The sequence below is a fragment of the Limnobaculum xujianqingii genome, assembly GCF_013394855.1.
GTDB classification, from domain to species: Bacteria; Pseudomonadota; Gammaproteobacteria; order Enterobacterales; family Enterobacteriaceae; genus Limnobaculum; species Limnobaculum xujianqingii.
The window spans coordinates 1,020,956-1,043,723 of the sequence record NZ_JABMLK010000001.1; the positions used below are offsets into that span (position 1 = coordinate 1,020,956).

Genomic DNA, 22,768 nt, shown 5'->3' on the forward strand with positions numbered 1-22,768 from the left:
TTTACTGTTTATCTTCGGTGTATATTCCTGCTGATATGACCGCACCGCCAATTTCCCGTTCACCGTAAAGAACGCCAACCGGATTTCCCTGCATCGTTGTGTTAACAGCACCACCAAAGGCGTAAGATGGCTTGTTCTCTGGCCCCTCTCGCATCGATAACCCTTTAGGTTGAGGGGAAAGCATTTGGATAACACCACCAACCATTAGCGACGCACCAGCGAGAGCAAGGCCGCCGCCCATAGTTCCCGCAGAAGAAAATGCAGCCGCTGCGCCACCACTAAAATATATAGCAGCCGCAATAATCACAGCACCAATGATTGTCTGAAGCATTCCGCCTCGTTTACTGCCCATTACCACTGGTACTATTCGTACAATTTTTCCACCAGATCCATCAGAAAGCTCATCTTTATTTATATTTCTCTTGTTTTTAAAGATCGCGAACGTTAATCCCTGACGATGTGCATTCGTCATAAACTGTTCAAAGCCAGACAGAACAGTACACATTGCCTTAATCCCTTCCTTTGGTGAAGACACATATAACTTATGCTCTTTACCAAATTTCTTCCCCAATACTCCACTTAATTGAAATATTGTCATTGGCCCGTTATCAATCGCGTTCATATAATCTCCATGCAATAAAAAACCCGCATTTAGCGGGCTGTGAGTCAATCTATGTGTGTAAGAAATGCTTTTACAAACACCCCTCTATTACATCTGTTCGTGCCTTTATCCGACTATCAAATAAACTAGTCTGATAATAAAAATTCACCTTCGTCATGCTGTCCTTTGAAATGATGTCAGCTAACTCTAAAGCATTGCCGGATAATACCGCATATCCGTCTCCATATGGCTGAATAGCAATATTGCCATATCTCATAGTATTTTCTTGCCACCCAGTCAAAACACATTCAGCAACCGTTTTTGATGGCTTCGAGGATGAATATGTTTTAAATGGCTCACCATCTCTCACCTCTCGAATTGACGAAGCACATCCTGCCAACACAATAACCACTACAGCCAGAAGTATCTTTTTCATAATGACTCTCTGTTAATTCTCATGAATCTATTAAGGCAAATAACCTACTCGTTATCTGGTCAATATTATTACCATAATGATCCATGAATTTACAGAACGGCTCTCCATCCTGACCTATCATGCTATAGCCAATTCTTATCCAGCGTATTTTATCTTCATAACTTATATTCTCTGAGAATATCTGATTAACAAAAAGCATAAAGCGAAGGAAATCGCCACCGTCCGATGAGATTTGCCCTATTTCTGAGGACATTGTCCCTGCTCGCATTTCATCAATATCGATTCCTATATCTCGCCAACGTTTTACATTTGGAATCCATATCCCCTGCCAATGCTCTGAGATTATCTTAGGAAGAAACTCTGCTGTTTTCTTTTCTATACGCCCATGCTGTTTAAGAATGTCTACAGGTGTTCTAAATTGCATTGTTGCGGAAAACTTGTAGCCATTAAGAATGTCCGCATTAGACTCACTCTTAAAACTTTCATCAATCAGTTGCTGGTTTGCTAAAAACTCAAACGGAGAAAAAGAACGAACGACATAAACAGGATCGCCAAACATGTCCCTTGATTTTGTTTGGTCGAGCCAAATGACAATCTTTTTATCAGAAACGGCATCGATTCGGCATTGATACTCAATATCACTAATGCGGGAACAGACATTCCAATTCCCCTTCGCGTCTTGGAAGTCTACGATTCCCGTCAAATAAATGCCGTTAATCAAACGAGTCGTTCTGTAATAACCAATTCTGAATTTTCTTTGCAATGATGAAATGGAAACTGACTTTGTTTTAATAACATAGGCGGTTATTTCATCCAGTAAAGGATCATCGGCGATATCCATTCCTAACCTCAGCCACACCCTCGAATTTAGGCATGGTATCAATTAGCTCTTGGTTATTCACCTGTCAACATTGCTGATAAGGTTAAGGGGCTTTATTTTGATAATCCAGATATTGATCCGTCCGTGGATGCACAACAAAAAAATGCAGAAATTGATGACGCTATCGTTAAGTTATCTATGCAGATAGAAACTGATACATCAAGAATTAACACTTTACTTCGATTCCGAAGATAATAACTCCTTATGCCTCAATACCTTAACCGTCCTATCCTTCCAGTAGCCACCATAGGGCACTCGCTGGCTCAATTGCCCGTATAAATGATGAAGTAACATCCCCCCGTCAACCAATACGCCCGCATGGTTAGCGACAGGCGCGGAAACCTGCATAATAACCATATCCCCCTCTTTCGCTTCGCCATCAAACTCACGAAACCCTGCTTCGTACCAGTGATCCATATAGATATTAGTTTCGCCAGACTCCCACCAGACTTGTTCTGTCCGGTGGTCAGGTATATCAATTCCATGCATTTGCTTGTAATAGTCAAGAATCAAGCCGCCGCAATCTGTATGACCTAAGACGAACTCGCGCCCAATCAATGGCAGTACCCCTCGTGGCTGTATCTCCCTGATATCACCTTCAGGCCATGATGCAATAATCCAGGGCAATTCAGTAACATCACATTGAGCTTTATCCAGTTCACTTGGTTGGGTTGTTGCATCTGGGTGGCTGTGACAGATACGAATGATTTCGCCCTGTTCCTCTGAGGCTGCGTAGTCTTCAGGTGATAAAGTGAAGTGTTCTGATGGTTCCGGATGGATATTATTACATGGAATATAGCGTTCTTTTCTGCCGGTCATGATGACCACACCACAAGCCTCATTAGGATAGCTGACCTCAGCATGAGCCAGAATATCCTTAATAGTTTTCTTTCGCATAATTACCGCCTGATTAATGACGAACTCGGCATTCCTCCGAACGGCAGGGGCGCATCTTTCCCGAAGCGACTCTGACAATCTTGAATTAATCCGGAGCACTCATCCTTACTGGGATCGTCAGTGGGATTACCCTTCTTATCAAAATATTTCGTCCCAGCGTAATCGCATCCTTTCCCTGTGCGATACCATCCATTTATGCACCATGCACAAATAGCGTGTATCTGGCGCCGGGGTAATTTAACCCCCTGTAAGTCGATAGGTGATGACAATGTAAAGTCAACTTGCGTGTTGGTTTCTCCGCTCCGGCAATCAATATAGAAAACCTGTTTAAACTCTTCCTCTGGACTTGCTTCAGGATTTCCGCCAGGGAAATTTTCAGCATCCAGATAGCGAACTAACGTATCGTGAATAATAACTTTGGCCTGCACCATGTCATCAAAGTACAAGCACATAGCGGTTATTACCCCGTTAACATTACTCACTGAAAGCGTTGGCTCAGCGGAGCGTCCATCAGTAGATGTCTCTATGCCTGTTAATTCGTACGGGTAAGGGTGGTATTCATTACCCTGCCAGAAAATAACTTTAGGCTTTAACTCTGCTCCGTTTTCAGCATCGGTGAGCTCTTCGGGGGTATATGGCAAGGTTTCTTTATGAAACCTCAAGATATCTGCCCCGAAAGCGGAACCGTCTACCTCAATAAGCCTGATACGCCCATCAATATTAAGTTTTTGAACATCATTTTTTATCGACATTTAATTCCTCACGGTTCAAATGACTGCTTGAACACTGCGCTGACTGTCAAAGTCGTTTCACTCAGCGGTACAACCTTAATTGGCTCATTTGATACTCTAAATAAACCTTTTTCACCAAACGGAGGTGTCCAAATAAAAGACTTTGTAACATGTCGTCTCAAGAAGTCTCTTACCATTTCAACTTCATTATTCCTTCCCGTGTAAATAATCGGCCATGACTGAGACTCAGTGTTGATCCCATCCTCAACAACTTGTTCGTAACCATCGCCAAACTGAAGTGAGCGCACTCGTCTTGAATATGTCACCTCTTGTTGATTCTGAATCTGAGTACCCCATTTAAACGTCTCTATCATGATTACCTCTTATTCATTGCCAACCAAATCATCCCGCCTTGGCGCAATTCTTTGGCTACCCCATCCTTAATGGTTTGATTAATCGTCTTATTGAAAGCCTCTGCCACATCAGCGTTATTTGAACTCTCGGAGTTATCCTTTCCACCTTGCGTAATCACCTGAACGTTGGCTTGTACATTGATGCTGCCAGAACCGCCTTTCATTCCTGATGCTGATAATCCATACATAGGAGCATTACCAACAATCCCGCCTTCTGCATACCCCTGTGCATTACGCATCATGGCATACAGGTTACCAACCCCAATATTACGAGTAGCTTCTTTGGTAAAGACAAACTCACCACCATGGACTACGCCTTTTGGCTCATATTTGCCGCCATCACCGGTATACCCACCACCGGCATACTCAGAAATATAACCACCATTCCACGCCTGTACTGGTGCGGCACCTCCAGCAGATGAACCACCAGCCATCCAACCCATAGCTTGCTGAACAGCATAAGCAACGAGCATTTTATTAATGATTTCAACAATCATTTTCAAAATGGATACAGTGAATTGCTTAAAGCTCGTTGTTCCGGTGGTCACCAAATCAGTAAGCATGCTGGACATCCCGCCAAGCGCAGATTGTGCAACGCTGCTCATTGCAGAGTACGTATTGGTTGCACTGTCCAGATACTCAGACCACCCTTTTTTCGCCCCCATCAACCAATCACCACGCAACTCGTCGTCCTTTTGATAACGTTCCTCTAATTTGGCTAAAGCCGAATCCCTGTCTTCAGGGGAGGCCTTCATCATCTTAGTTTGTTCACGTTCCCGATTACGTTGCGCGTCCCGATTACTCATCCCTGCGCTGTCTTGCATGGCAGATATTGCCGCTTCCTGCTGCTGAATGAATTTAAGTGCGGTTTCGTGGCCTTTAGCCAGTTCCTCCGCATTTTTCAATCTCCGTGATTCACTGGACTCTAATTCTAACGAGGCTTTTATCTCCTCACTTCTTGCCAGGATACTCTTCTGATCAGCGGTAAGTATTCGCTTCTCTTTCAGCTCAGTGATTTGTTGGGTGAACTCAGCAAGGCGCCTTTCCTGCTCCGTTAGCTGTGATGTTGCCCCCATCTGTTCATGTAAAGAAGCTAAGCGTTGCTTTGACTCCAGTAGCATTTTCGTAGCAGCATCATCAGTGTAAGATTTGCCTTTTGGCGTTTTCGGATCCTTATACATTTCATTAATTCGTGAAATGTTTTTGGCATACTGATCGGCACTAATAGCCCCAGCATCAAGGAATTTCTTTTGTTCCTGAATGGCTTTATTCCGCTTTTCAGCGTTAGACATAAACTGTTGATTGGCTCGATCCGCTTCCTGCTGGGTTTTAATTGCTTTATCTTCCGCATTCCGGCGTTCTGATGCGATTTTAGTTAGCCCTTCCTGAACCCCCTTCATCGACTGCAGGGTATTCATTTGTTGCTGTAATCTGGCTTTTTCCTCGTCCCGATACATATAACCAATAGCAGAGACTACGCCCGTGATTTTCATATTATCGAGAGCAGTAATCTTCTTTTGGATATTAGCGATTTGTTCCTCTGGCCCACGGCTTCTACCGATATCCAACATCGAATCCCATGCACCTTTGGCAGCATCCGCAACGATTCGCCATGCTTTTTCAAGAGAGCCAAGGCTGTTTTGAACGTGTTGGCCTTTTTCATTAACTGCGTTAGCGTATGTTTCGGTTGCTAATTTTGCGGCCTCTTGATGTTTCCCCTCTTCCTGCAATGCTTTGATCTGGTTATATGTCGCTAATGTAAGAAAATGATATTTCTCATTTAATTTAGCAATAGCCTCTACCGGATTGGCAGCAATAGCATTGAAATCAGCTACTAATTGGCCCGTCGCTATACCCGCAGCATCGCTAATATTAAGTATTGCTGTTGCCGCAATATCTAACGACTCTCCGGCAACCTTACCCTCAGAAACCAGTTGATTTAAGACTCCAGCCGCATCAGATACTGTTGATCCCGCTGCCCGAGCAACTTTAAATGACATATCAACTAATTGCCCTGACGTTTTACCAACAATATTCCCTGTCAGGATCAATGATGTATTAAACGCATCCTGTTCGCTTGCACCTTTATAATAAGCATAACCAAGGGCTGTAACTGCTGCTGCCAGTCCACCAACAACTAGCCGGGTTGGTGTTAATATCCCAATAAAGTTCTGCCCGTTCTCAACGTTATCAGATAGCGCATTCGCATTTTCAGATAGTGACTCTTCCGATTCATCTGATGCGGACTTTATGCCTAACAGCTCACGCTTTAGTGTCTCAAAAACTGCCGATAAACTATTGGATGAAGCTAATTGCTGTACCAGATCAGAACGGCCAATCATCGTAATCAGAGAATTGCGCATTCCAGCAAAATCACCTCTGACCATTTGAGCCGCCAGCATGCCAACTTCCCTACGAGTTGAAGCTGAATTATTCTTTAAACTGGAAAGCGCATTATTCGATTCAGATAATTTTTTGATATAAATATCAGCAGAGGAACTGATACCCAATTGCGCCGCTTTATACCGAAGCAATTCTTCTCTCGAAAGGGTTTGCGCCGCCAACTGCTCCTTTAAACGACGAATAAATTCAACTCTCACCGTATTTAAACGAGCTTCGGCTTTTTCTGCCTGCCCTAACTTATCTGTCGTTTCGCCAAGCAGTGCAATATAGTTTCCTTGCCCTAACTCACCGGCTCTATTCGCCCTGTTAAGTTCAGCCTGGATATTCTTTAATTTTGCACTGGCGCCCTCTACCTCTCTTATTGCGTCAATTTGTTTAAAAAACGACTCAGCTAACTTGTCCTGCTTTTCCGCCAGTTTAGTTGCTGCTGTTTCTGATGTATTTAATCGTTGAGCAAAATCACTTATCCGGCGGTGTGATTCATTCACAGATCGAGATAGTTCATCAACTTTTGACGATGTCGCTTTATTTGAATCACCAAAAGAATCAGCCGCTTTAGCTGATTTTTCCGCAGATTGCTGAAAGTTATCAAGAGCCAGATTACCGCGCTCAAGCTCACTGGTATTAACCCGAAGCGAAATAGTAGCAATATCGGACATTACGCCCCCTTATCTTTATAAACTTCGGCCAGTGCGGTACGTTCCATAATTCTGATATCTGCTAACATGGCCGCTTCATCCTCAACGTCATGAACCTTCATTAACCAGGGCAACACGTTATAATCTAAACCGGTAACCCCTACGGCTCCTGTTCGCCATTGTGTGCTGATTGACTGAAATAAAAGAAATGATGGCCAGACATCCGGCCAGACGTCGATGACCTGATCATCATAACTTTCGGCTGACAGGCCAAACGATGCCAGATCATCTACTGACGGTTCAGACGCATAATAAGCAGAGGCGACCGTTATTAGTTTTTTTCGCGATTCCCTACCATTTCTTCATAATATTTCTTCACAATCGCGGTACCTGCTTGCGGGTAGTTCTCTAACAGGATCACTACGTTTTCATGAGTGAAATCGTCAGAAAGCGCCCATCCTTCTGCAATTTGCATCACAAAATCAGCCGCTGTCGTATCCTTGATGGATTCAATTTCTGATAACTGTTTTAGTGGATGATGTTTAAACGTGAATGTCAGAACACCATCATCATCGCCAGCTCGGGGAATGGTCACATCGGCTTTAAACGTTGGTTTTGGTTGTAACTGGAATTTAGTAGCCATAATTACCTCAATAAAAAGAAAAGCCCCGTATATCGGGGCTAATAATTAATTTATGATGATTAACTCACTGTCATTGGATAGTGAGTCATACCCTGCGATTTCAACGCAACACTCAGCGTAACTAATCGCACCTGATTTTTTGTCGCAGAAGGAATACCATTAAAAGAAGGTGTACCAGACCAAAGGATAACTTCCTTCGCTTTTGGCACATCCATTTTGAAAGCTACCGTTTCTGCGTACAGATCCGCTTTTTTCAACACATCGTACAAGTCAAGCGTGTAGTCATGTGCGAAATTGTATGACTGAGTAACGGCATTTTTAAATGTTGGAATATTGCGCTGACGGGTATCACGCAGAAACTGAATCGTTGCATACTGTTGTTCGCCGCCAGATGACTCAACAGTATCAATATTAGGAATTTCCATCCATTCAGTAATTTTGCGCAGACTGCCAATACCGCCACCAACAGGAAAGAAATTCACATCACTGGTATCAATCTCTTCGATTGTTACTGTATCCGTTTCTTTCGCTGTAATTTTTGCAACAATATTGTCTATTAAGTCCCAACCAGAAGTGATTAGTACAATGTCACCAGCAATCAAATCAGTTGCAGAATCAACGGTAAACACTGCGCCTTTTGCGTTGCTTACTGCTGATACACTGATGCTGTCCGCCATTTCACTGCCAATATAAACGGCCGAGCCGTCAGGTAGGCTAAAAGCTGCCATTATATTCTCCATATTTATGAAAGTGCCGTGGACACGGCTATGATGGGTATACGTCTACCCGGTAATTAATGCTGATAGGAATGCTGTAGCTTGTGTCTTTTTCAATGCCGGCAAATATGGTAGGTTCACTGGTAACCCACCCCGTAAAACCATTGCCGGTGATTTCTCGCCCTTCTGGAAATAGCGCGGCAATACTACGTGCACGTGCACGGGGTTTTGCAGAACCAATATTGACCGGAAAAATAGCCGTTACCTGAAAAACACCAGGATAAACTTTACTTTTACCCGCCAGATCGATGCTGTATGGCGTTGCAGGCATATCATGAACTTTGAGGTATTCTCCGCTGTTCGGTGGATCAAAGCTGACATTAGGCCATGCAACGGGGATGTCTTGTTCATCCGCCCATGACCCTATGATGATATCTAAGGCTCCGGTGATATCGGGTCTCATTTGTTAACCTCTCTGGCCGCTTCATCAAAGAAATTCTGGAAGTCAGCAGCGGTTATACGCACCATACCGTTAGGCGCTTGTGAAGAATGACCAACCTCTAATTCATAGGAGTACGGAACGTTGTTGGTAAAATAGATCGCGTTCATTCCTACCCTGAAACTTTCCAGCATTAATCTGCCAGCAACTATTGTTAAGCTGCCGTTCTTATCAATTCTGCCCGTTTCCCCCTCTGGCGCCGTATCAAAACCAACTTGCCAGTTGCCACGAAAACGCCCACCGGTATAACCAGCTGGAGATTTTATCTCCATACTGTCGTTAACTCGGGCACGCTTCTTGAGCCGTCCGGTTTTGGTTAAGTTATCCGGATCCTGCCGTTGTGTTTCGTTGTAATCAAAAACAGCCTGGTTATAAGCTCCTGCAGTCGAGTTTATTTCCCATAATTCAGGGTTACCAACGGGAGACATATCGACCAACTGCGCCAAGATCCGAATGCCTGTAGCACGCACTACCGCCTCTTGATTAGCTTTGGCTTTACTAACGAATGCATTGATAGAAACAATAAAAGCGTCATTATCACTCATGTTATGCTCTCAACTGTGTGCGGTAACAAATTAGAAGAGATGCGGGTTTTACTGGGTTAGGTTCGACAATACGGTATTGTTTGCCATCAACAAGTACCAAATCACCAATTTGCAATTCAGTCTCCGCAGTAAAGACAATCCTAACATCGCCATTTATGATGACCGATCCGTCAATTTCACTGGGTTTATAATCAGTCCTGACACCAATAGCGTTAAACGCCTGATCATCTTTATGATGCTCTACACCACCGATGACACTCACTCCACCTTTTCGGGTAACGACATACTCAGCGCCGTTTTCAGTAAGTAATCTGGTTGCGGTAGCTCTCATTCGGCGGTAATCAATAGCCATACTACCCCCGCATAACGTCAAAATTAACACCGGCACCGCTACCTAGCAGCCCCCGCAGTAATCCTGTTAACCATGGGAAATAAGGAGGGCTGGCACTACTACCCTCAGCATATTGAACGGAAACCGCACCGGAAATACTCTCTGCAACGACTTCACCACCGCCAGAGAAACTGGGTGTCAAATCTGTTTCTTGGGCTTCGATAGCTAACCGGCATTGAGCCTGTATAAGTTGCGAGGGGATTCTATCTGCAGCCACCTCGACACCATCCACAATCACACCAGAGCGCGGCCACGGTAGAGCCTGTTCGGGTGATGAACGATAGCCCCGCCAATTTTGCCCTGTCAGGTAGTCCATGGCCTGAAATAGTAGTGGTTCACATTCATCATCACTTTCTGGAACGTGATAGCCGCGAGTAATCGCGAATTGCCGTAGGTCATCAACACTGGCGTAACTATTAAAACCGGGTAATGTCGGGTCTGTTATCAGCATGACAGCCTCCAATAAGAAAGGGGCCGAAGCCCCTCATGAATTAACCGCCAGCCTTCTCGCCAAATGTCACGATTACACCCGCAGTGTCTTTATTACTGGTACGGCATTTTTCCCAGTTTGAACCCGTGGTTAGCTGTGCATCAGTTGGTGACTTAATGTTACTGTTCTTCCATTGATAACCTTTTAAACCGATGGTGAAATCGTACTCACCTTGCATCATGGCTTTCAGGTTTTCTTTACCCAGCACATCTTGGGCCTTCATAATCAGTGGAGTGGTCTGTATTGCAGCCGCCGCAGAAGTTAACCCTAATGCATGCTGCAACTGTTCTTCTGACAGAGCCGGAATATCAGAGATAACAAAACGGCGACCTAATCCATCCTGCATAACGTTAACATTACCAATCTGGAACAAACGGTTTGTATTGGTTAATGCTTCATCGATGAAGTCGTTATACGTCGCACCATCCATCACCCATGACACCAGCCGGGTAAATGCATCACCCAATGGGCGAGTACCTTTATTCAGGCCACGTAACGACGGTAATACAGGAGAACCGGCAGCGCCAGAAAGGTCAACAACCATATCTGCGTTAGTTGAAATGGCTGTTTTCAATGCGCTACATGTGGTATTCAGATAATCCTGAATCATCGCTTCGGCTGCCTGAGCAGCAACAACTGATGATGCCTCCGACACATCTTTACCTAAACGTTTCATCATGGTCGGCGTAACTTGAACTGGCCCGATACGTCCATCAATTTTGACCATGCGGTCAAGAATTTGACCCAGTTCCTGAGGCGTTAATGTTTTGTCAGCATAGGCATTACGACGCTGCGCAATACCACCCAAAAGCTGCCAACTGGTTTGTTCGATATAATCACCGATGTGATCGCCATTACCCATTACCAGTGCGCCACCAGAAGCAGCATTAAACTTTTGCACTTCCTGATCCACCAGCTCAGTTGCGGCGGTAGAAACTTGCTGTTGAAAAATAATAAGAGACATTCATTACTCCTGATTGTTATCAATAATTTGACGTGCACGGCTAACTAATGAGTCAGGATCCATGCCGTTGTTATGTCCGCCGCCCCCAGCGCCAGAGTTTCCGCCACCGTTCCCCCCGGTTCCGCTGGCCTTACTACCGATAATCACGCCCTTAAAAGCAACATTACCGATGAATTCTTTTTTCAGATCATCCATGCTTGCTGCGCTAGGCTTACCAGCGCCATCAAGAATTCGCGTCACATGCTGACCATCTTTTTCTTCAATAACTAATCGTGACTTAATGTGAGGCAACATAACTGGTGCAGCATCACCAGCCAGTTCAGTGGCTAATTTCTGCGCTACGTTGTCAACCAATAAGCCCTGTAAGCTGGCATTCAACGTATCAATTTTAGTTTTTGACTGGTTTTCGGAATCAGCCAGCTTTTGCGCCCAAGACTTCTCCAGAGCGTCAATATCACCATTTTTCTTTGCCTGTTCCTCAGCAGATTTTTTGGCATCTTCCTCGGCCTTGCGACGAGCTGCCTGTTCTGTTTTTTTCTCAGTCATCAGTTCATCGACTTTCTTTTTCAGCCCATCGAGTTCGCTGGTATCCGGCATACCTTCAATGGATATTTGGTAACCATCACCTGATGCTTTGTATAAAGCCTTCATTGCAGCGTCTAATGCTTCGAACTCTTCTTTAGTAATAAAAAATTTCATCATCAACCCCGTTGTGATGTTGCAGTCCCTGACCGCAGATAATAAAAAAGCCACCCTAAGGTGGCCGTTAAAGTCCGGCGTCAATAAACGCCTGTTCGTCAATCTTTCGTAGCTGTTCCAGCGTTAGCCACTCCCCTTTATCCGTAAAGAATTCGGAAGGATGTATTCCACCATCACGCATCAACCTGGCCCGGGTTTCGCCCAGTACCTCAACCTGTCGTTTATATGGTTGTCGCTGTAACCAGTCACGGAAATTCGTTCCGGCTGGTACTTGTCCGTCCATGCTGGCCCGTGTTCCCTCTGGCATTTCATCAACATCAATTCCCAGTTCTCGCCATGACTTAACAACAAATGTCTCTGTAGAACGGCAGCAATAATGAATACGACCCGGCCCTGTTCCGTAAGGGATTTTGTGTCCGATCGGCTTGTTATCCAGCGTATACCGTAAGCAATCACGGATAATACAGGTTGGCGTGGTGCGATTATCAAGCGTACTGCGCCATTGCTTACAGTCGATAACATCCGTGTTCGCTTTCCCGAACTCAGTGCGGGCAACGGCTGCCATATGATTAACCGCCGTTTTAATTACACTCGTGGCATTCGCTCTACCAGTTTGCAGAACACCATCCTGATAATTCCGCGCTTTTGTTCCTCTCACCCTCCGGTATATTTGTTCTGTCGTTTCCCCCTGCAAGTACCCCTGACTTACTGCATTGGTTATTCGCTGCATACGGTCAGCTTCCAACTTATCAGTCCATTCACTTAATAAACGACCTTGAAACGGTCTGGCCATCGCAGAGGCATAAACTTGTTGAGGTGTTATCCCTGTGAGTGGAAAGCGTTCTTTTACGAGATCAGGGAGTAGAGAATCAAACAGACTTAATTGAAAGCCAGAGTCATAACCAATAAACTCACTCAGTTCGTTGGTTAATGAACCATACAGCCTTTGATAAATCTGCCTGTTAATATCCCTGACACTACTCAATAACGAATCTAATCGACGGACAGAGAAACTATCCGGCTCCATTACATCAAGAGATGCCAACAGGCTTGCAGATAATTCAGCATCAGCCTGATTAAGGGTATTAACCATTCGTAGAGCAACGCCATTTGAATAACGAGAAACAAAGAGCGAATGCGCAATGGATTCATCAAGCATCCGGTCGTTGACTGTTCTCATTTCCACCGCCTGTCAAATTCGGTTGCTGGTTTCTGATTAAATCTTCCACTTCCTCCGGTTCCACGCTCTGATCTATTAAACCTACGCTTTGCTGATAGCGGATAAAATCGACAAGTAGCATTTGGCCTGATTGCACCATCGCCATCAACGTATTCAGCGCCGCTGAATCCAGAGACGAAATCTCAAAGCGTTTATTGATTTCGATTGTTCCTTCCCCGCTACCGGCAAACAGTATGGCAAACTCTAACGCCCGGTTAATAGCCTGTTCTACGTTGCCAACACATAAAGAAAGGATGCTGTTATCAGTCTGAGCCTCATCACTGGCCTGTGTAGCTGTGCGAGCTGAGGTATTGCGCTCAACCAATTTCGCACCAAGCATGGCCATCTGCTTTTCTCGTCGTTCCGCTACAGTTATAGGTAGGTTTCTATCCTCGGCCTGAACGATACTAATAACGCCATTGTCTGGTAATAAAATCCCTTTTGTTGACCCGATTTTGATACCACCATCTAAATACTTGTCAGCCCAAGGTTGATTCAGCCCACCAACAGCAATCGTTGGTTGTCCGGTAAGATGTGCGATTTCTGCTATATCGGCCTCAGCCTGGTAATGCTTAATATTCACATTGGCAATATCGGCAAGCGGTGGTGCGTCAGGAGTGTGATCATTGTTACTTGCACCAATCCATGACCACGGCAACTCAGTTAATTGCTGTCCGGTACTGTCCTTAAGCTCAATCAATTGCCCTTCCATCATCCCTGTGGTGCTTTGCTGCCAGCGCCGTGAATAAGCCTTGTCATCAATAAGTCGAAGCTCAATCCAGACTTTTTGTAATAGCAATTCAAAATTATTCGGGTCGTCTACCGGTTCAACATAATGCACAACGACTAATGATGTTTTACCTGCAGTAACACGCCAATTGATAATTTCTTTTGCAGTAAAAAGCCTGAGAATTGGGCGCCCTAGTTTACTCAACGTCTGGTTACCAGAGGCGGTATAGTCAGTCAAAATACCTGCACGACCACGTTGCAAATTCTGGCTTAAAGCATCACGTGCAATTTGCGTCAGTGGTTGCCCTTCGCCGTCCGCATCACCTTCAATATCGGCAATACGTCCAGTAAGAGCTATCTTTACCGGTTTATTGAATGCCAGCCCTAACAGTCCGGATAATGTGCGGCCAGTTGCATTGATAAACGGTGCCCGCTGTTTATACGCTTTATACCGAATATCCTGCGGGTCGTCGTTTATATGGTCGCTACTGGGATGAGGTAAGTATTTTTTACCACGCTTCTTTATTTTGCGCTCACCATCAACACAATCACCGACTAATTCCCACTCTGGCAGGAATTCACGGTATGCCGGGTGGCGATAATCGATATTTTGTGTAGACATTAATATGCAAATCCTATGTTGACATCGGTTGCTGGTTTCTCTATTGGGAAAAGGAACGCAATGGGATAGCCGCCACCGTCGTTACCATGATCAAAACCGCCCTTCTTATCCGGTTCGCCTTTGTCATCGTAAATTTGACGTTCAAGACATTGCGTAAATTTAGGGCATTCATGAGTATTAACCAGCATCCGGCGCTCACCGTAGGTGTTGCACAGCATGGCATTCATGGCATTGACGCGATCTTTAACGGCTGGGTTGGTTGAGTTAACGCAGACAGAAAAGCCCGCATCCTCTAACAGAGCAATATCTGACTCACTCGCATTACTTGATTTCCGATTCTTGCCAGAAGCATCTGGATACACCGCGATACTGTGTCCTGAATATCGTTCCTCTATTTTCTTAATCATTGCCGGCGTATCGAATACGTTCATGAATTCATAAACAGCTCGGGGCAAGCCATCTCGCATCACGTAAACCACAGCAGCCATTTTGCTAACGTTGAAGTCCATACCAATATGCAAAACATCACCTGGTTGTACTGTTTCGTCAGTGTGGTTTTTCCGACGATCAAAACAGTAGTAAACAACACCCTGATAGTTTTCAAAGCTGGCTAAATATTCCTGCCTGAAAGTGCGCGGATCCATCTTCCGTCGTGCGGCTTCCAATTCCTCAATGGGAACATTACCGCCGTCGACCGACGTATACAGCCAACTCATGTGGTCAGGCTCTCGCCCATCCTGTCCGGCTAGATAAGTGTCATAACAATGGTTGAACCCTTTAGGGGTACCGATGCGTAATGCATGGCCACCGATATACTGAACACCGTCAATAGTGTATCGGCAGGTTGAAAGCATTGGCCGTAGAACTTCTTCCCATGCCTCATAAGGACAATCAGCCCACTCATCAATCAGAACAAAAAATAAACCTGAACCACGCAGATCATCATAGTTATTCAAGCCAACGCACCGTATAACATGACCGCTATTCAGAGTGATTGATAATTCAGTTTCGTTTGGTTTAGATGCCCGCCAGTGAACCGGTATCGCCTGCTTTAAGCGACGCCAGAAAACTCTCTTAGCCTGTTTCTGAGTTGGTGCGCAATACCAGATTTCATCCTCAACACTGACATTCCAGCGTTGAGCCAATCTGGCCGCTCGTCGCATTTCTGCTTTACCAAGAAATGTCTTACCAAATCGACGACCGCACACAGCATCACGAAAACGCGCTTTCGGCTGCCATCCCCAAACATAAATATTTGCCTGTTTTGGGGTCAGGCTTACCGCACCTTCATTATTAAAGGATTGGCGAGTCAGGTGTAGGTTCATCAGGAGTTAGTGCCTGTAATTGATAATCGTCTTCTAAACCGCCAGGCTTATCAGATTGATTTAGCTCTTTGCGTAATTGCTCAATTTCAAGTTCTGTTTTCTCTGTCACCGTATTGCGGAAATTAGTGTCAGCTTCGATTTTCGGCACCTGAACATGCGCCAAACTCTCAGCTACGCGGATACCACTAATAGTGCGTTCCAATGATTCAATGCGGACAGTGTTGCGGTGCATGGCTTTGTATGCCGCGCCGATATTGCTCATTAATAACTTTCGTTTTTCTTCTGTCGGCTCATCCTCCAACTCAGCTTTCCAGCGGCCTATATTCTCTGCGGCGGTCAGGTTGCCTGCACGTAACCAAAAAAGTTCATCACTTAATGTCAGTGATTGCGCATCTTCGCTGACAGCATCAGATAGCAGCATTCGACGACCATAACCGCCGTGTTTTAATGCGTGCTGGTTTCCTTTCTGGAATGGGGGATGATTCGTGACTACTTTCCGTTTTTGCTCGGGTTTCGTTTCTTGTGGTTTTTGCGCATTGTCACTTTGCGCACTCTGCGCAATTTCTTTCTTAGCCTTTACCGGTGTTGGCTTATCGGCTTTTTGCGCAGTTTCTTTGCGCAGTTTTGGTGTTTTATCTTTTTGCGCAGTTTTTTGTGCACCAACCTTCTTGATGTATCTCCGCGCAGTATCATAATTCAGTCCCTGCGCTTCACACCATGTTTTGGGGGAAATGCCGGTTTTGGCATGATCGGACAGGAACCGTTGCTGAAGCTTACCCCAGTCCGGTTTTGCCATTGCTTAATTCCTTACGAAAATATTCCTACAACCCTTGCTTCTGGAAATGATGTGCATCTTCCCCCAGATAACCATTGGCGATGTCACTGTAAAAACTGGGTGTCTTTGTGTTGGTGCATTATCAGCAGGCATTGTTGCTGATTCGGTTATTTCAACTAACCCGCTCTGAACTTGAAACGTTCCCGTCTCTACACCAGTAGTTAGCTGCTTCCATCCTTCCTCACGCTTTAAATCAAAGTTTTTCGTTGCCATTTTTTATCCTAATACAAAGTCAGGGGTTGCTGGATTAACAAGGTATTGCTGCGCTGCGGTAGGTATCTCGCCACGAATAACATCAATAAAAAAACCGACCTTTTTGGTCGGCTCTTTGATAGTGTTTCCTTTTTCGTCATACTCTCCATCGTTGTTGTAGAGAGTCCCACGAACCGCTATTTCTATTCGTAGCGTTGGTTGAATCCAGTTATCACCATCCAGCCATTCCGGACAACATTTGATTGCAGTACGCTCATCTGGAAATCGTAAATATCTCATCATGTGATGTACTCAATTGTTGGGATATAACGAACTCCCCAATCTTTCTTGGCCCACGGAAGCGGAAACCATGCATCTCCATTTGCTGGGTATTCATCATACTCGCCACTGGTATACCAAACCCGTATACCCCTTGCCCCTTGCATTTCAACGAGCAGAAATGAAGCACCGCGAGTTGCTTCAGTTCCGGTAGTTAGAATCGTTGATGTTGCTGTATCACCGTATTCGTATTGCCAGCCCCAGGGCCATGTCATTGTGTTCGCGATTGATGGTCCGTCACTGTAAACTGACATTGTTCCCGAAAATGAAGTTGTTTTCGGAGTTGTCTTTTTAGTAACCCAGCGTTCCCATACGTTTAGGTTATTAATGTAATCATAGTCCGGCGTTGTAATACGCTCGATAAACGCACGGGAAATAACAGGAACGATAGAAAAACCACTTGCCACGGCGTTTACATCTAATGGGTCATATGTTCGGCAATATAAGCCACTACCGACATTGGTGTTGTAATATTTAGCACCCAGAGGCATGACCGTGCCTGCTGGTGTAGTAACAGGCGAATCAACACTAGTGCAGTAGTTTCCGACCATCGGAGTCACAATTGTCGTATTGTTTTTAACCAAATTGGTGCGTTGCGGTTCTGGTTCATGCCGTCCGACCGCAACACCGTTGACATACTCAACGGGGCATTCGTCAGGGCCAGCATAGTGAAGCAGTCCATCAGCGCCGTAGTATGCGTGTTGACTGGCACATTGATAGCGTACCCGGCTGTCGAGTGATGTTGCCGTCAGATCGATGGGGGAATAATCCGGTTGTGTACCACCATTACCAAAAACCACAGCACCTGGCACTATTAATCCTGTTCCGGACTGTTGTCCGATAATCGGAGCATCTTTAATGATCAGCATGGAAATACTCCGTTTTTAGAATTTTTCACTGGTTCGGCAAATATAACCCTCGGGAATTCCGAGAGTCATACCCTATGAAATTAGAATTTTATTCTGAAACTGGCAGGGTGTTAGCTTGTCACGATCGGTATTATCAAGCCCACTCAATGAATGAGCTTTGTAATAACTACTTGCTGTAGTTACAGCCTTTAGCAATCGTTATCAGGTTGCGCCACTGCGCGGCAGGCTGCCATACATGCCGTTTGCATGTCTGTTTTAGCAATCGCTAACCAGCGAGGGCAGTTTTCACCATCGTTGAGAAAATCAAGTTGCGCGATGAACTGACGACTGATTTCCTTGAGCCGGTTCATATTGGCGATATCTTTCTCGTTTAAAGTTCGATATCCCTTAACTTTACTTCCATCCTGTGGTTTTGCTTCGTTCATTACTTACTCCAGAAGGTATTTATATACGCCTATTTGGATAGGCAGAGGTTGTTGATGTAGCCTTGCAGGTACTCTACTTTTGCCTGGTCTTCAATGATTCCTCCTCGGATATCGAAAACAGTTTGTCCAGAAGCACTAGTGAGTTCGACACTGGTGTCATTGCCCACGCTGCCGGTGGTGGTGGCTGGACATTTGGCTTTGATACGCAGCTTGCGCTTACTAACGGTAAGCTCATTACGAAGACGGTTATTTTCAGATTCGGAGGCATGAAGTTTCTCTGTTGTTCGTTTATCCAGTTCAGCCGCTCTATTTTGCTGTATCTGAATTTTATCAATCTCTTGATAAGCAGAATCCCGTTGCTCTGTCAGCATAACGTTGTCAGACCGCAATCTGTCGTTAGCTGACCATAAGTGCCATGCACTTAAAATGAGCACAAAAAAAACCGCTATTGCGGCTGTAGGTAGTAATGTGCGCCAAGTCATAGCAGGTTAAACGCTCTTTCATACGTTTCATCATCGTATGGCTGATAGCCATTTTCATGATCAACAATTGCTTTAGCTAAACCGATAGCCGTTTTTTTACTGCGTGTATCTATCCAGTCATTCGGTGACACACCCAGCGCTTTAGCGACCTGATTGATATATGCGCCCGTGTTATTTTCGGATGTTGGTGCCCAGCGGTTAATCAGTCCGGATACACTGTTCAATGCATATTTACGTTGATACGTACCCAGCAGAGACATCAGCGCACGAATGCCATAATCCGGTGATTCGAATCGGCAAAACCGTTTTTCAATAGTTGGGTCATGCGGTAGCAAACCTTTCCATTTATTCTTCGGGTTATAATCAATATTGCCCGGGTTGTTATTGCGAACACCGCGAGTTTGTTTACTCATCCTTACCTCCCACATCATTAGCTTTACGCAGACGGGATAATGCAACCTCTCGCAAGGTTTTAGCCCCAATCACACCAATGAACGCGAATATAAATAACTCAATATTCAGCTCTGATGTTTTAGTGAGGACACCAGACATGCCAGGTGTTAATTCAATGATCCTCACAACAATTGGAGAAATGACAGGAACAGATGTGACCGCGACAAAACCAGTCAAAAATGCATCCACAAAACTCTCTTTTATTTTCCCGCCGTAAAAGACAGCTCGACCTAAAGCAAGAATGAAGGCGATTATTCCACCGTTGATCCACCCTGAGTTAGCTGAGTACCATGCAACAAGAGCAGAGAAAAAACCGTTATATTTTTCAGGCATACGCATATGCACCCCCTTTTAGTGGAGTGTCCATTAATGTGAGTTAGAAAGGATGGCCTCTGGCGCTTATCTCCAGATATCAACGTATACCAGCTCTTAGGTAGGCCAAATGAGGGAGCCACGACAAATACCGAGGCTGATTTTTGACAATAAAAAACCCGCACATTGGCGGGTCTAAAAAAGTTCTTTTGCTTCCTGTTGATGCAACTATGCGAAGCTTACATGAATATAACTACTTTCTGGCTAAATGCAAGCTAATTATTAACTACCATTTTGAACACCGATGCTCGGTCTGTTATGGGTCTATGAACACCAAATAGATCTCTAACAAGTTCTACAGATAATCCAGCTTTTTTCAGAACATTCAGCCATCCATTGTCATCAAGTAAATTAATCGCTTTCTCTAATAGTACCGGTTTCTCTTCGGGAATACGTTCATCACCTGGTTCTGTTCTGGTATACCCTTTTGTATTTAAATGAATATAACCTGTTCTGGCTTGAATTTGAGACAGCAACCCTAAAGATGCTGCTCTATAAATTGCCATTTTTAAACTAATCTTCCAACGGAGCTTGAATTCAACCATTGCATTCCAATCGAACTGCTTACCTCTAATTTTAGGAAATTCATTAATAAATGATATTCTTGGAACTAGCAGTGCACTTGAAAATTGATCCGCCTGCGATTCGGTTTTATGATCCCCTGTCAATATACCGTCATGCATCACAAGATGCCCTAATTCGTGACCGATATCAGACCTAAATCGACACACGCTTTTTTTAGAATCATTCCTAATAATTACGGGCCGTTTATTATGGACAGTAAAAGCATCAACTCGGTCATCGACTCCCGTGACCTGAGTGACAATAACACCCAATCTTTCTGCTAGTTTAGACATTGACGATATCGGGCCTAACCCTAATCCCCATTGTCTACGGCATTCTTCCGCAATCCGCTCAATATCTGTCACTGAATTCAGTGGATAGCTTGAAATATCCGGTATGTTCAAGTCAGGTAACTCTATCTCGTCTTCAATAACAGAGATAATAACATTTAACATTTCCGCTCGTGCTAATACACTATTCGTCAATGTTTGAGTTCGAGATTTTTTACTTCGAAAATGGCATAAATCACTTTCCAACGGATATTTACGCTCACTAAATAAAAAGCTTGGTTGTATTCCGAGTACTTGTGATATCTGTTCTAGTAACTGCTCAGATGGTCGCGCGCCCTTTTCTAATTTACTGACAAATTGTTTTGTCTTATCAAGTTTATTCGCTAGTTCTTCACACGATAACCCCTTGGCCATCCTAGCCAATCTTAATTTATCGCCACGATAATCATTATCGAGATTAAACACCTGAAGTACCTTCACTCTGGTTATCATTAGAATCCACGTCTGAATTTCTACGACGAGGTTCAACATCATCAATATCAGCTTCTTCTGGACGAATTGCGTTATCCACAAGGCTAACCGGCATAGATACACCTGACATATGCAATACTTGGCTTACAATGGCTCCATAAGAATTTATACCAACTAAAGCCACTGCCCAGCTAGGGATCGTATTATCCTCATCACCCTCAGTTTCATCAATAAAATAAGGTTCAGCAATAACACGCCATGTCAAATCTTGTTCCGGTTCAGTTTTACCAAAAAGAGAAAGTTGATCACATTCAACTCTATTTCTAAGTAAACGATGTTTCTTTTTTGGGCTATCTATACTATCCGTTGAAAATTGGATAGGTACTAAATTTAGTGTCATAACATAATCAAGCCCCTTTGAAATCATTTTTAAACCAAGAATATTACCTTCATTTAAAATGAGATGATTTCGAACCCAATCATATGTACGCACACCAATGGACCAATTGCTATCTAACACATGCGTATGATAGGGTACCATGGTAAGGACATTAGCTATTTCAGTTAGTAGGTTACGCACTGACGTTTCATCTAAATGTGGCTGACATTCCCAACTTGGCATCAATTCGCTTTCTGACATATTAAGTTTCGCTTTTTTTAGGATTTGTAAACCATATATTTTCGTATTTTTTAACTTTTGTCAACCTGATGCATTATCTTTTTTCATTAAGATAAAAACTATTGTTACTCCCCTGAAATTGTTCCCTCATAGGTCGATACAGCATGAACTCAGCTAACGCCAGCCATTGATCAATTCGGTTGCGGCAAGTGCCATATGACCATTCAGGGTGAGCATATTTCAGATCCTCCGCCATTCTTCTCTTACTCTTTCCTCGTCCGTAATAGTGCTCGTGGATAACGTCATATAAACCGTGATAACCATTGAGTGTCTTGCCAACAACACCATCAATAGTTATAGCTTCGCTATCAGTACAAAATGCCAGGCTGCTTTTATGTTTACTGTTCAACATATCTTCAAAATATGCTGCCATCTCACATTTATCCAGCCCTGATTTTTTTAAATGAGCAAGCACTCTTGATATTGCTGTTTTACTCATTTTTTCAGACAACAGTCGATTAAACATATTACCGGCCTTTCCTCCACCGATATATGACCAGCGCCCCCACATTCTCAGCCTGCCTTGAATCCAAACTCTTTCCAGAGTGCGGAGGCGCATAACTTCCCCTGCTTTACCTGTTTCAGTTGGATATATCATATCGCCTCCACTAACCCTCTACGGGTAATTTCTTTAATAGTTAAAACTATGGCGCGATCCATTAACTGGCGGCGCTCTTCACGGGTTAGATTTTTGCCGTTATCTATTGCGTTATGGCATGGGATGCATAATGCGGCGGTAAGGCTATCATCAGCTTTTAATCCCATTCCTTTACCTTCATTTCTGTGAGCGACCTGTATTCCCCAAGCCCCACATAGAACGCAATACTCAACACTTCCAACGGCTGCCAACCATTTTTTACTGCGGAAAGTTTTTTGCTTAAGCACGCTCACCTCCAATACTTCTGTTGGTAAGTGCGATTGGGGCGCAGAAGGAGCAGAGTAGAATGCTCGGGCTC

Annotated in this window: 31 protein-coding genes; all 31 read right to left on the reverse strand. The window is 44.3% G+C overall.

Annotated elements, in window-relative coordinates:
• Nucleotide 1 precedes the first annotated feature (1 nt).
• The gene (locus tag GOL65_RS04740) at nt 2-598 is read right to left on the reverse strand and encodes a tail assembly protein (protein WP_179038365.1); all 597 of its coding nucleotides are present in this window, start codon (nt 596-598) and stop codon (nt 2-4) included.
• Nucleotides 599-692: 94 nt separating this feature from the next.
• The gene (locus GOL65_RS04745) at nt 693-1,037 is read right to left on the reverse strand and encodes a hypothetical protein (protein WP_140921008.1); all 345 of its coding nucleotides are present in this window, start codon (nt 1,035-1,037) and stop codon (nt 693-695) included.
• A 19-nt stretch (nt 1,038-1,056) separates the two neighbouring features.
• Complete coding sequence (locus tag GOL65_RS04750) at nt 1,057-1,878, reverse strand: DNA translocase FtsK (RefSeq protein WP_140921007.1); 822 nt, start codon at nt 1,876-1,878, stop codon at nt 1,057-1,059.
• 213 nt (nt 1,879-2,091) lie between these two features.
• Nucleotides 2,092-2,814 (reverse strand): C40 family peptidase, encoded by a 723-nt coding sequence (locus GOL65_RS04755; protein WP_140921006.1) that lies wholly within the window; start codon nt 2,812-2,814, stop codon nt 2,092-2,094.
• Nucleotides 2,815-2,816: 2 nt separating this feature from the next.
• The gene (locus GOL65_RS04760; protein WP_140921005.1) at nt 2,817-3,566 is read right to left on the reverse strand and encodes a phage minor tail protein L; all 750 of its coding nucleotides are present in this window, start codon (nt 3,564-3,566) and stop codon (nt 2,817-2,819) included.
• An 8-nt stretch (nt 3,567-3,574) separates the two neighbouring features.
• The gene (locus tag GOL65_RS04765) at nt 3,575-3,919 is read right to left on the reverse strand and encodes a phage tail protein (RefSeq protein WP_140921004.1); all 345 of its coding nucleotides are present in this window, start codon (nt 3,917-3,919) and stop codon (nt 3,575-3,577) included.
• 2 nt (nt 3,920-3,921) lie between these two features.
• A complete protein-coding gene (locus tag GOL65_RS04770; RefSeq protein ID WP_179038174.1) occupies nt 3,922-7,020 on the reverse strand; it encodes a phage tail tape measure protein in 3,099 nt (1,032 codons plus the stop codon).
• A complete protein-coding gene (locus GOL65_RS04775; RefSeq protein ID WP_322091295.1) occupies nt 7,020-7,331 on the reverse strand; it encodes a DUF1799 domain-containing protein in 312 nt (103 codons plus the stop codon). The genes GOL65_RS04770 and GOL65_RS04775 overlap by 1 nt, the downstream gene beginning before the upstream one ends.
• Nucleotides 7,331-7,642 (reverse strand): phage tail assembly chaperone, encoded by a 312-nt coding sequence (locus GOL65_RS04780; protein WP_140921001.1) that lies wholly within the window; start codon nt 7,640-7,642, stop codon nt 7,331-7,333. Before GOL65_RS04780 ends, GOL65_RS04775 begins: the two co-directional genes overlap by 1 nt.
• 59 nt (nt 7,643-7,701) lie before the next feature.
• Nucleotides 7,702-8,370: a phage tail protein gene (locus GOL65_RS04785; protein ID WP_140921000.1), complete on the reverse strand. Its 669-nt coding sequence runs from the start codon at nt 8,368-8,370 to the stop codon at nt 7,702-7,704.
• Nucleotides 8,371-8,407: 37 nt separating this feature from the next.
• Nucleotides 8,408-8,821 (reverse strand): phage tail terminator-like protein, encoded by a 414-nt coding sequence (locus GOL65_RS04790; protein WP_140920999.1) that lies wholly within the window; start codon nt 8,819-8,821, stop codon nt 8,408-8,410.
• Nucleotides 8,818-9,402 carry a hypothetical protein gene (locus tag GOL65_RS04795; RefSeq protein ID WP_140920998.1) on the reverse strand — a complete coding sequence of 195 codons (585 nt, stop codon included), beginning with the start codon at nt 9,400-9,402 and terminating at the stop codon, nt 8,818-8,820. Before GOL65_RS04795 ends, GOL65_RS04790 begins: the two co-directional genes overlap by 4 nt.
• A gap of 1 nt (nt 9,403) precedes the next feature.
• Nucleotides 9,404-9,754: a hypothetical protein gene (locus tag GOL65_RS04800; RefSeq protein ID WP_140920997.1), complete on the reverse strand. Its 351-nt coding sequence runs from the start codon at nt 9,752-9,754 to the stop codon at nt 9,404-9,406.
• Nucleotide 9,755: 1 nt separating this feature from the next.
• Entirely contained in the window at nt 9,756-10,244 is a 489-nt protein-coding gene (locus tag GOL65_RS04805; protein WP_140920996.1) for a DnaT-like ssDNA-binding protein, read from the reverse strand.
• Nucleotides 10,245-10,284: 40 nt separating this feature from the next.
• Entirely contained in the window at nt 10,285-11,247 is a 963-nt protein-coding gene (locus tag GOL65_RS04810) for a major capsid protein (RefSeq protein ID WP_140920995.1), read from the reverse strand.
• Nucleotides 11,248-11,250: 3 nt separating this feature from the next.
• Nucleotides 11,251-11,949, reverse strand: coding sequence for a hypothetical protein (locus GOL65_RS04815; protein ID WP_140920994.1), 699 nt, complete (start codon nt 11,947-11,949; stop codon nt 11,251-11,253).
• 64 nt (nt 11,950-12,013) lie between these two features.
• Nucleotides 12,014-13,126 carry a phage minor head protein gene (locus GOL65_RS04820; RefSeq protein WP_140920993.1) on the reverse strand — a complete coding sequence of 371 codons (1,113 nt, stop codon included), beginning with the start codon at nt 13,124-13,126 and terminating at the stop codon, nt 12,014-12,016.
• Nucleotides 13,098-14,516 (reverse strand): DUF4055 domain-containing protein, encoded by a 1,419-nt coding sequence (locus tag GOL65_RS04825; RefSeq protein ID WP_140920992.1) that lies wholly within the window; start codon nt 14,514-14,516, stop codon nt 13,098-13,100. Before GOL65_RS04825 ends, GOL65_RS04820 begins: the two co-directional genes overlap by 29 nt.
• A complete protein-coding gene (locus GOL65_RS04830) occupies nt 14,516-15,841 on the reverse strand; it encodes a phage terminase large subunit family protein (RefSeq protein ID WP_140920991.1) in 1,326 nt (441 codons plus the stop codon). Before GOL65_RS04830 ends, GOL65_RS04825 begins: the two co-directional genes overlap by 1 nt.
• Nucleotides 15,810-16,637 carry a hypothetical protein gene (locus tag GOL65_RS22165; protein ID WP_228723058.1) on the reverse strand — a complete coding sequence of 276 codons (828 nt, stop codon included), beginning with the start codon at nt 16,635-16,637 and terminating at the stop codon, nt 15,810-15,812. Before GOL65_RS22165 ends, GOL65_RS04830 begins: the two co-directional genes overlap by 32 nt.
• A 3-nt stretch (nt 16,638-16,640) precedes the next feature.
• Nucleotides 16,641-16,889: a hypothetical protein gene (locus tag GOL65_RS04840; RefSeq protein WP_140920990.1), complete on the reverse strand. Its 249-nt coding sequence runs from the start codon at nt 16,887-16,889 to the stop codon at nt 16,641-16,643.
• 3 nt (nt 16,890-16,892) lie between these two features.
• Complete coding sequence (locus GOL65_RS04845; RefSeq protein ID WP_228723059.1) at nt 16,893-17,171, reverse strand: hypothetical protein; 279 nt, start codon at nt 17,169-17,171, stop codon at nt 16,893-16,895.
• Nucleotides 17,168-18,076: a hypothetical protein gene (locus GOL65_RS04850; RefSeq protein ID WP_179038175.1), complete on the reverse strand. Its 909-nt coding sequence runs from the start codon at nt 18,074-18,076 to the stop codon at nt 17,168-17,170. The genes GOL65_RS04845 and GOL65_RS04850 overlap by 4 nt, the downstream gene beginning before the upstream one ends.
• 188 nt (nt 18,077-18,264) lie before the next feature.
• Entirely contained in the window at nt 18,265-18,501 is a 237-nt protein-coding gene (locus GOL65_RS04855; protein ID WP_140921180.1) for an Acb2/Tad1 domain-containing protein, read from the reverse strand.
• A 29-nt stretch (nt 18,502-18,530) separates the two neighbouring features.
• Nucleotides 18,531-18,983 (reverse strand): lysis protein, encoded by a 453-nt coding sequence (locus GOL65_RS04860; RefSeq protein ID WP_140921179.1) that lies wholly within the window; start codon nt 18,981-18,983, stop codon nt 18,531-18,533.
• Entirely contained in the window at nt 18,980-19,396 is a 417-nt protein-coding gene (locus GOL65_RS04865) for a structural protein (protein WP_140921178.1), read from the reverse strand. The genes GOL65_RS04860 and GOL65_RS04865 overlap by 4 nt, the downstream gene beginning before the upstream one ends.
• Nucleotides 19,389-19,775 carry a phage holin family protein gene (locus GOL65_RS04870; RefSeq protein ID WP_140921177.1) on the reverse strand — a complete coding sequence of 129 codons (387 nt, stop codon included), beginning with the start codon at nt 19,773-19,775 and terminating at the stop codon, nt 19,389-19,391. The genes GOL65_RS04865 and GOL65_RS04870 overlap by 8 nt, the downstream gene beginning before the upstream one ends.
• A gap of 248 nt (nt 19,776-20,023) precedes the next feature.
• Nucleotides 20,024-21,154, reverse strand: a complete 1,131-nt coding sequence (locus GOL65_RS04875; RefSeq protein ID WP_140921176.1) for a helix-turn-helix domain-containing protein — start codon at nt 21,152-21,154, stop codon at nt 20,024-20,026.
• Nucleotides 21,120-21,773 carry a hypothetical protein gene (locus tag GOL65_RS04880; RefSeq protein WP_140921175.1) on the reverse strand — a complete coding sequence of 218 codons (654 nt, stop codon included), beginning with the start codon at nt 21,771-21,773 and terminating at the stop codon, nt 21,120-21,122. The genes GOL65_RS04875 and GOL65_RS04880 overlap by 35 nt, the downstream gene beginning before the upstream one ends.
• 73 nt (nt 21,774-21,846) lie before the next feature.
• Complete coding sequence (locus tag GOL65_RS04885; protein WP_140921174.1) at nt 21,847-22,410, reverse strand: DUF1133 family protein; 564 nt, start codon at nt 22,408-22,410, stop codon at nt 21,847-21,849.
• A complete protein-coding gene (locus GOL65_RS04890) occupies nt 22,407-22,697 on the reverse strand; it encodes a hypothetical protein (protein ID WP_140921184.1) in 291 nt (96 codons plus the stop codon). Before GOL65_RS04890 ends, GOL65_RS04885 begins: the two co-directional genes overlap by 4 nt.
• Nucleotides 22,698-22,768 lie beyond the last annotated feature (71 nt).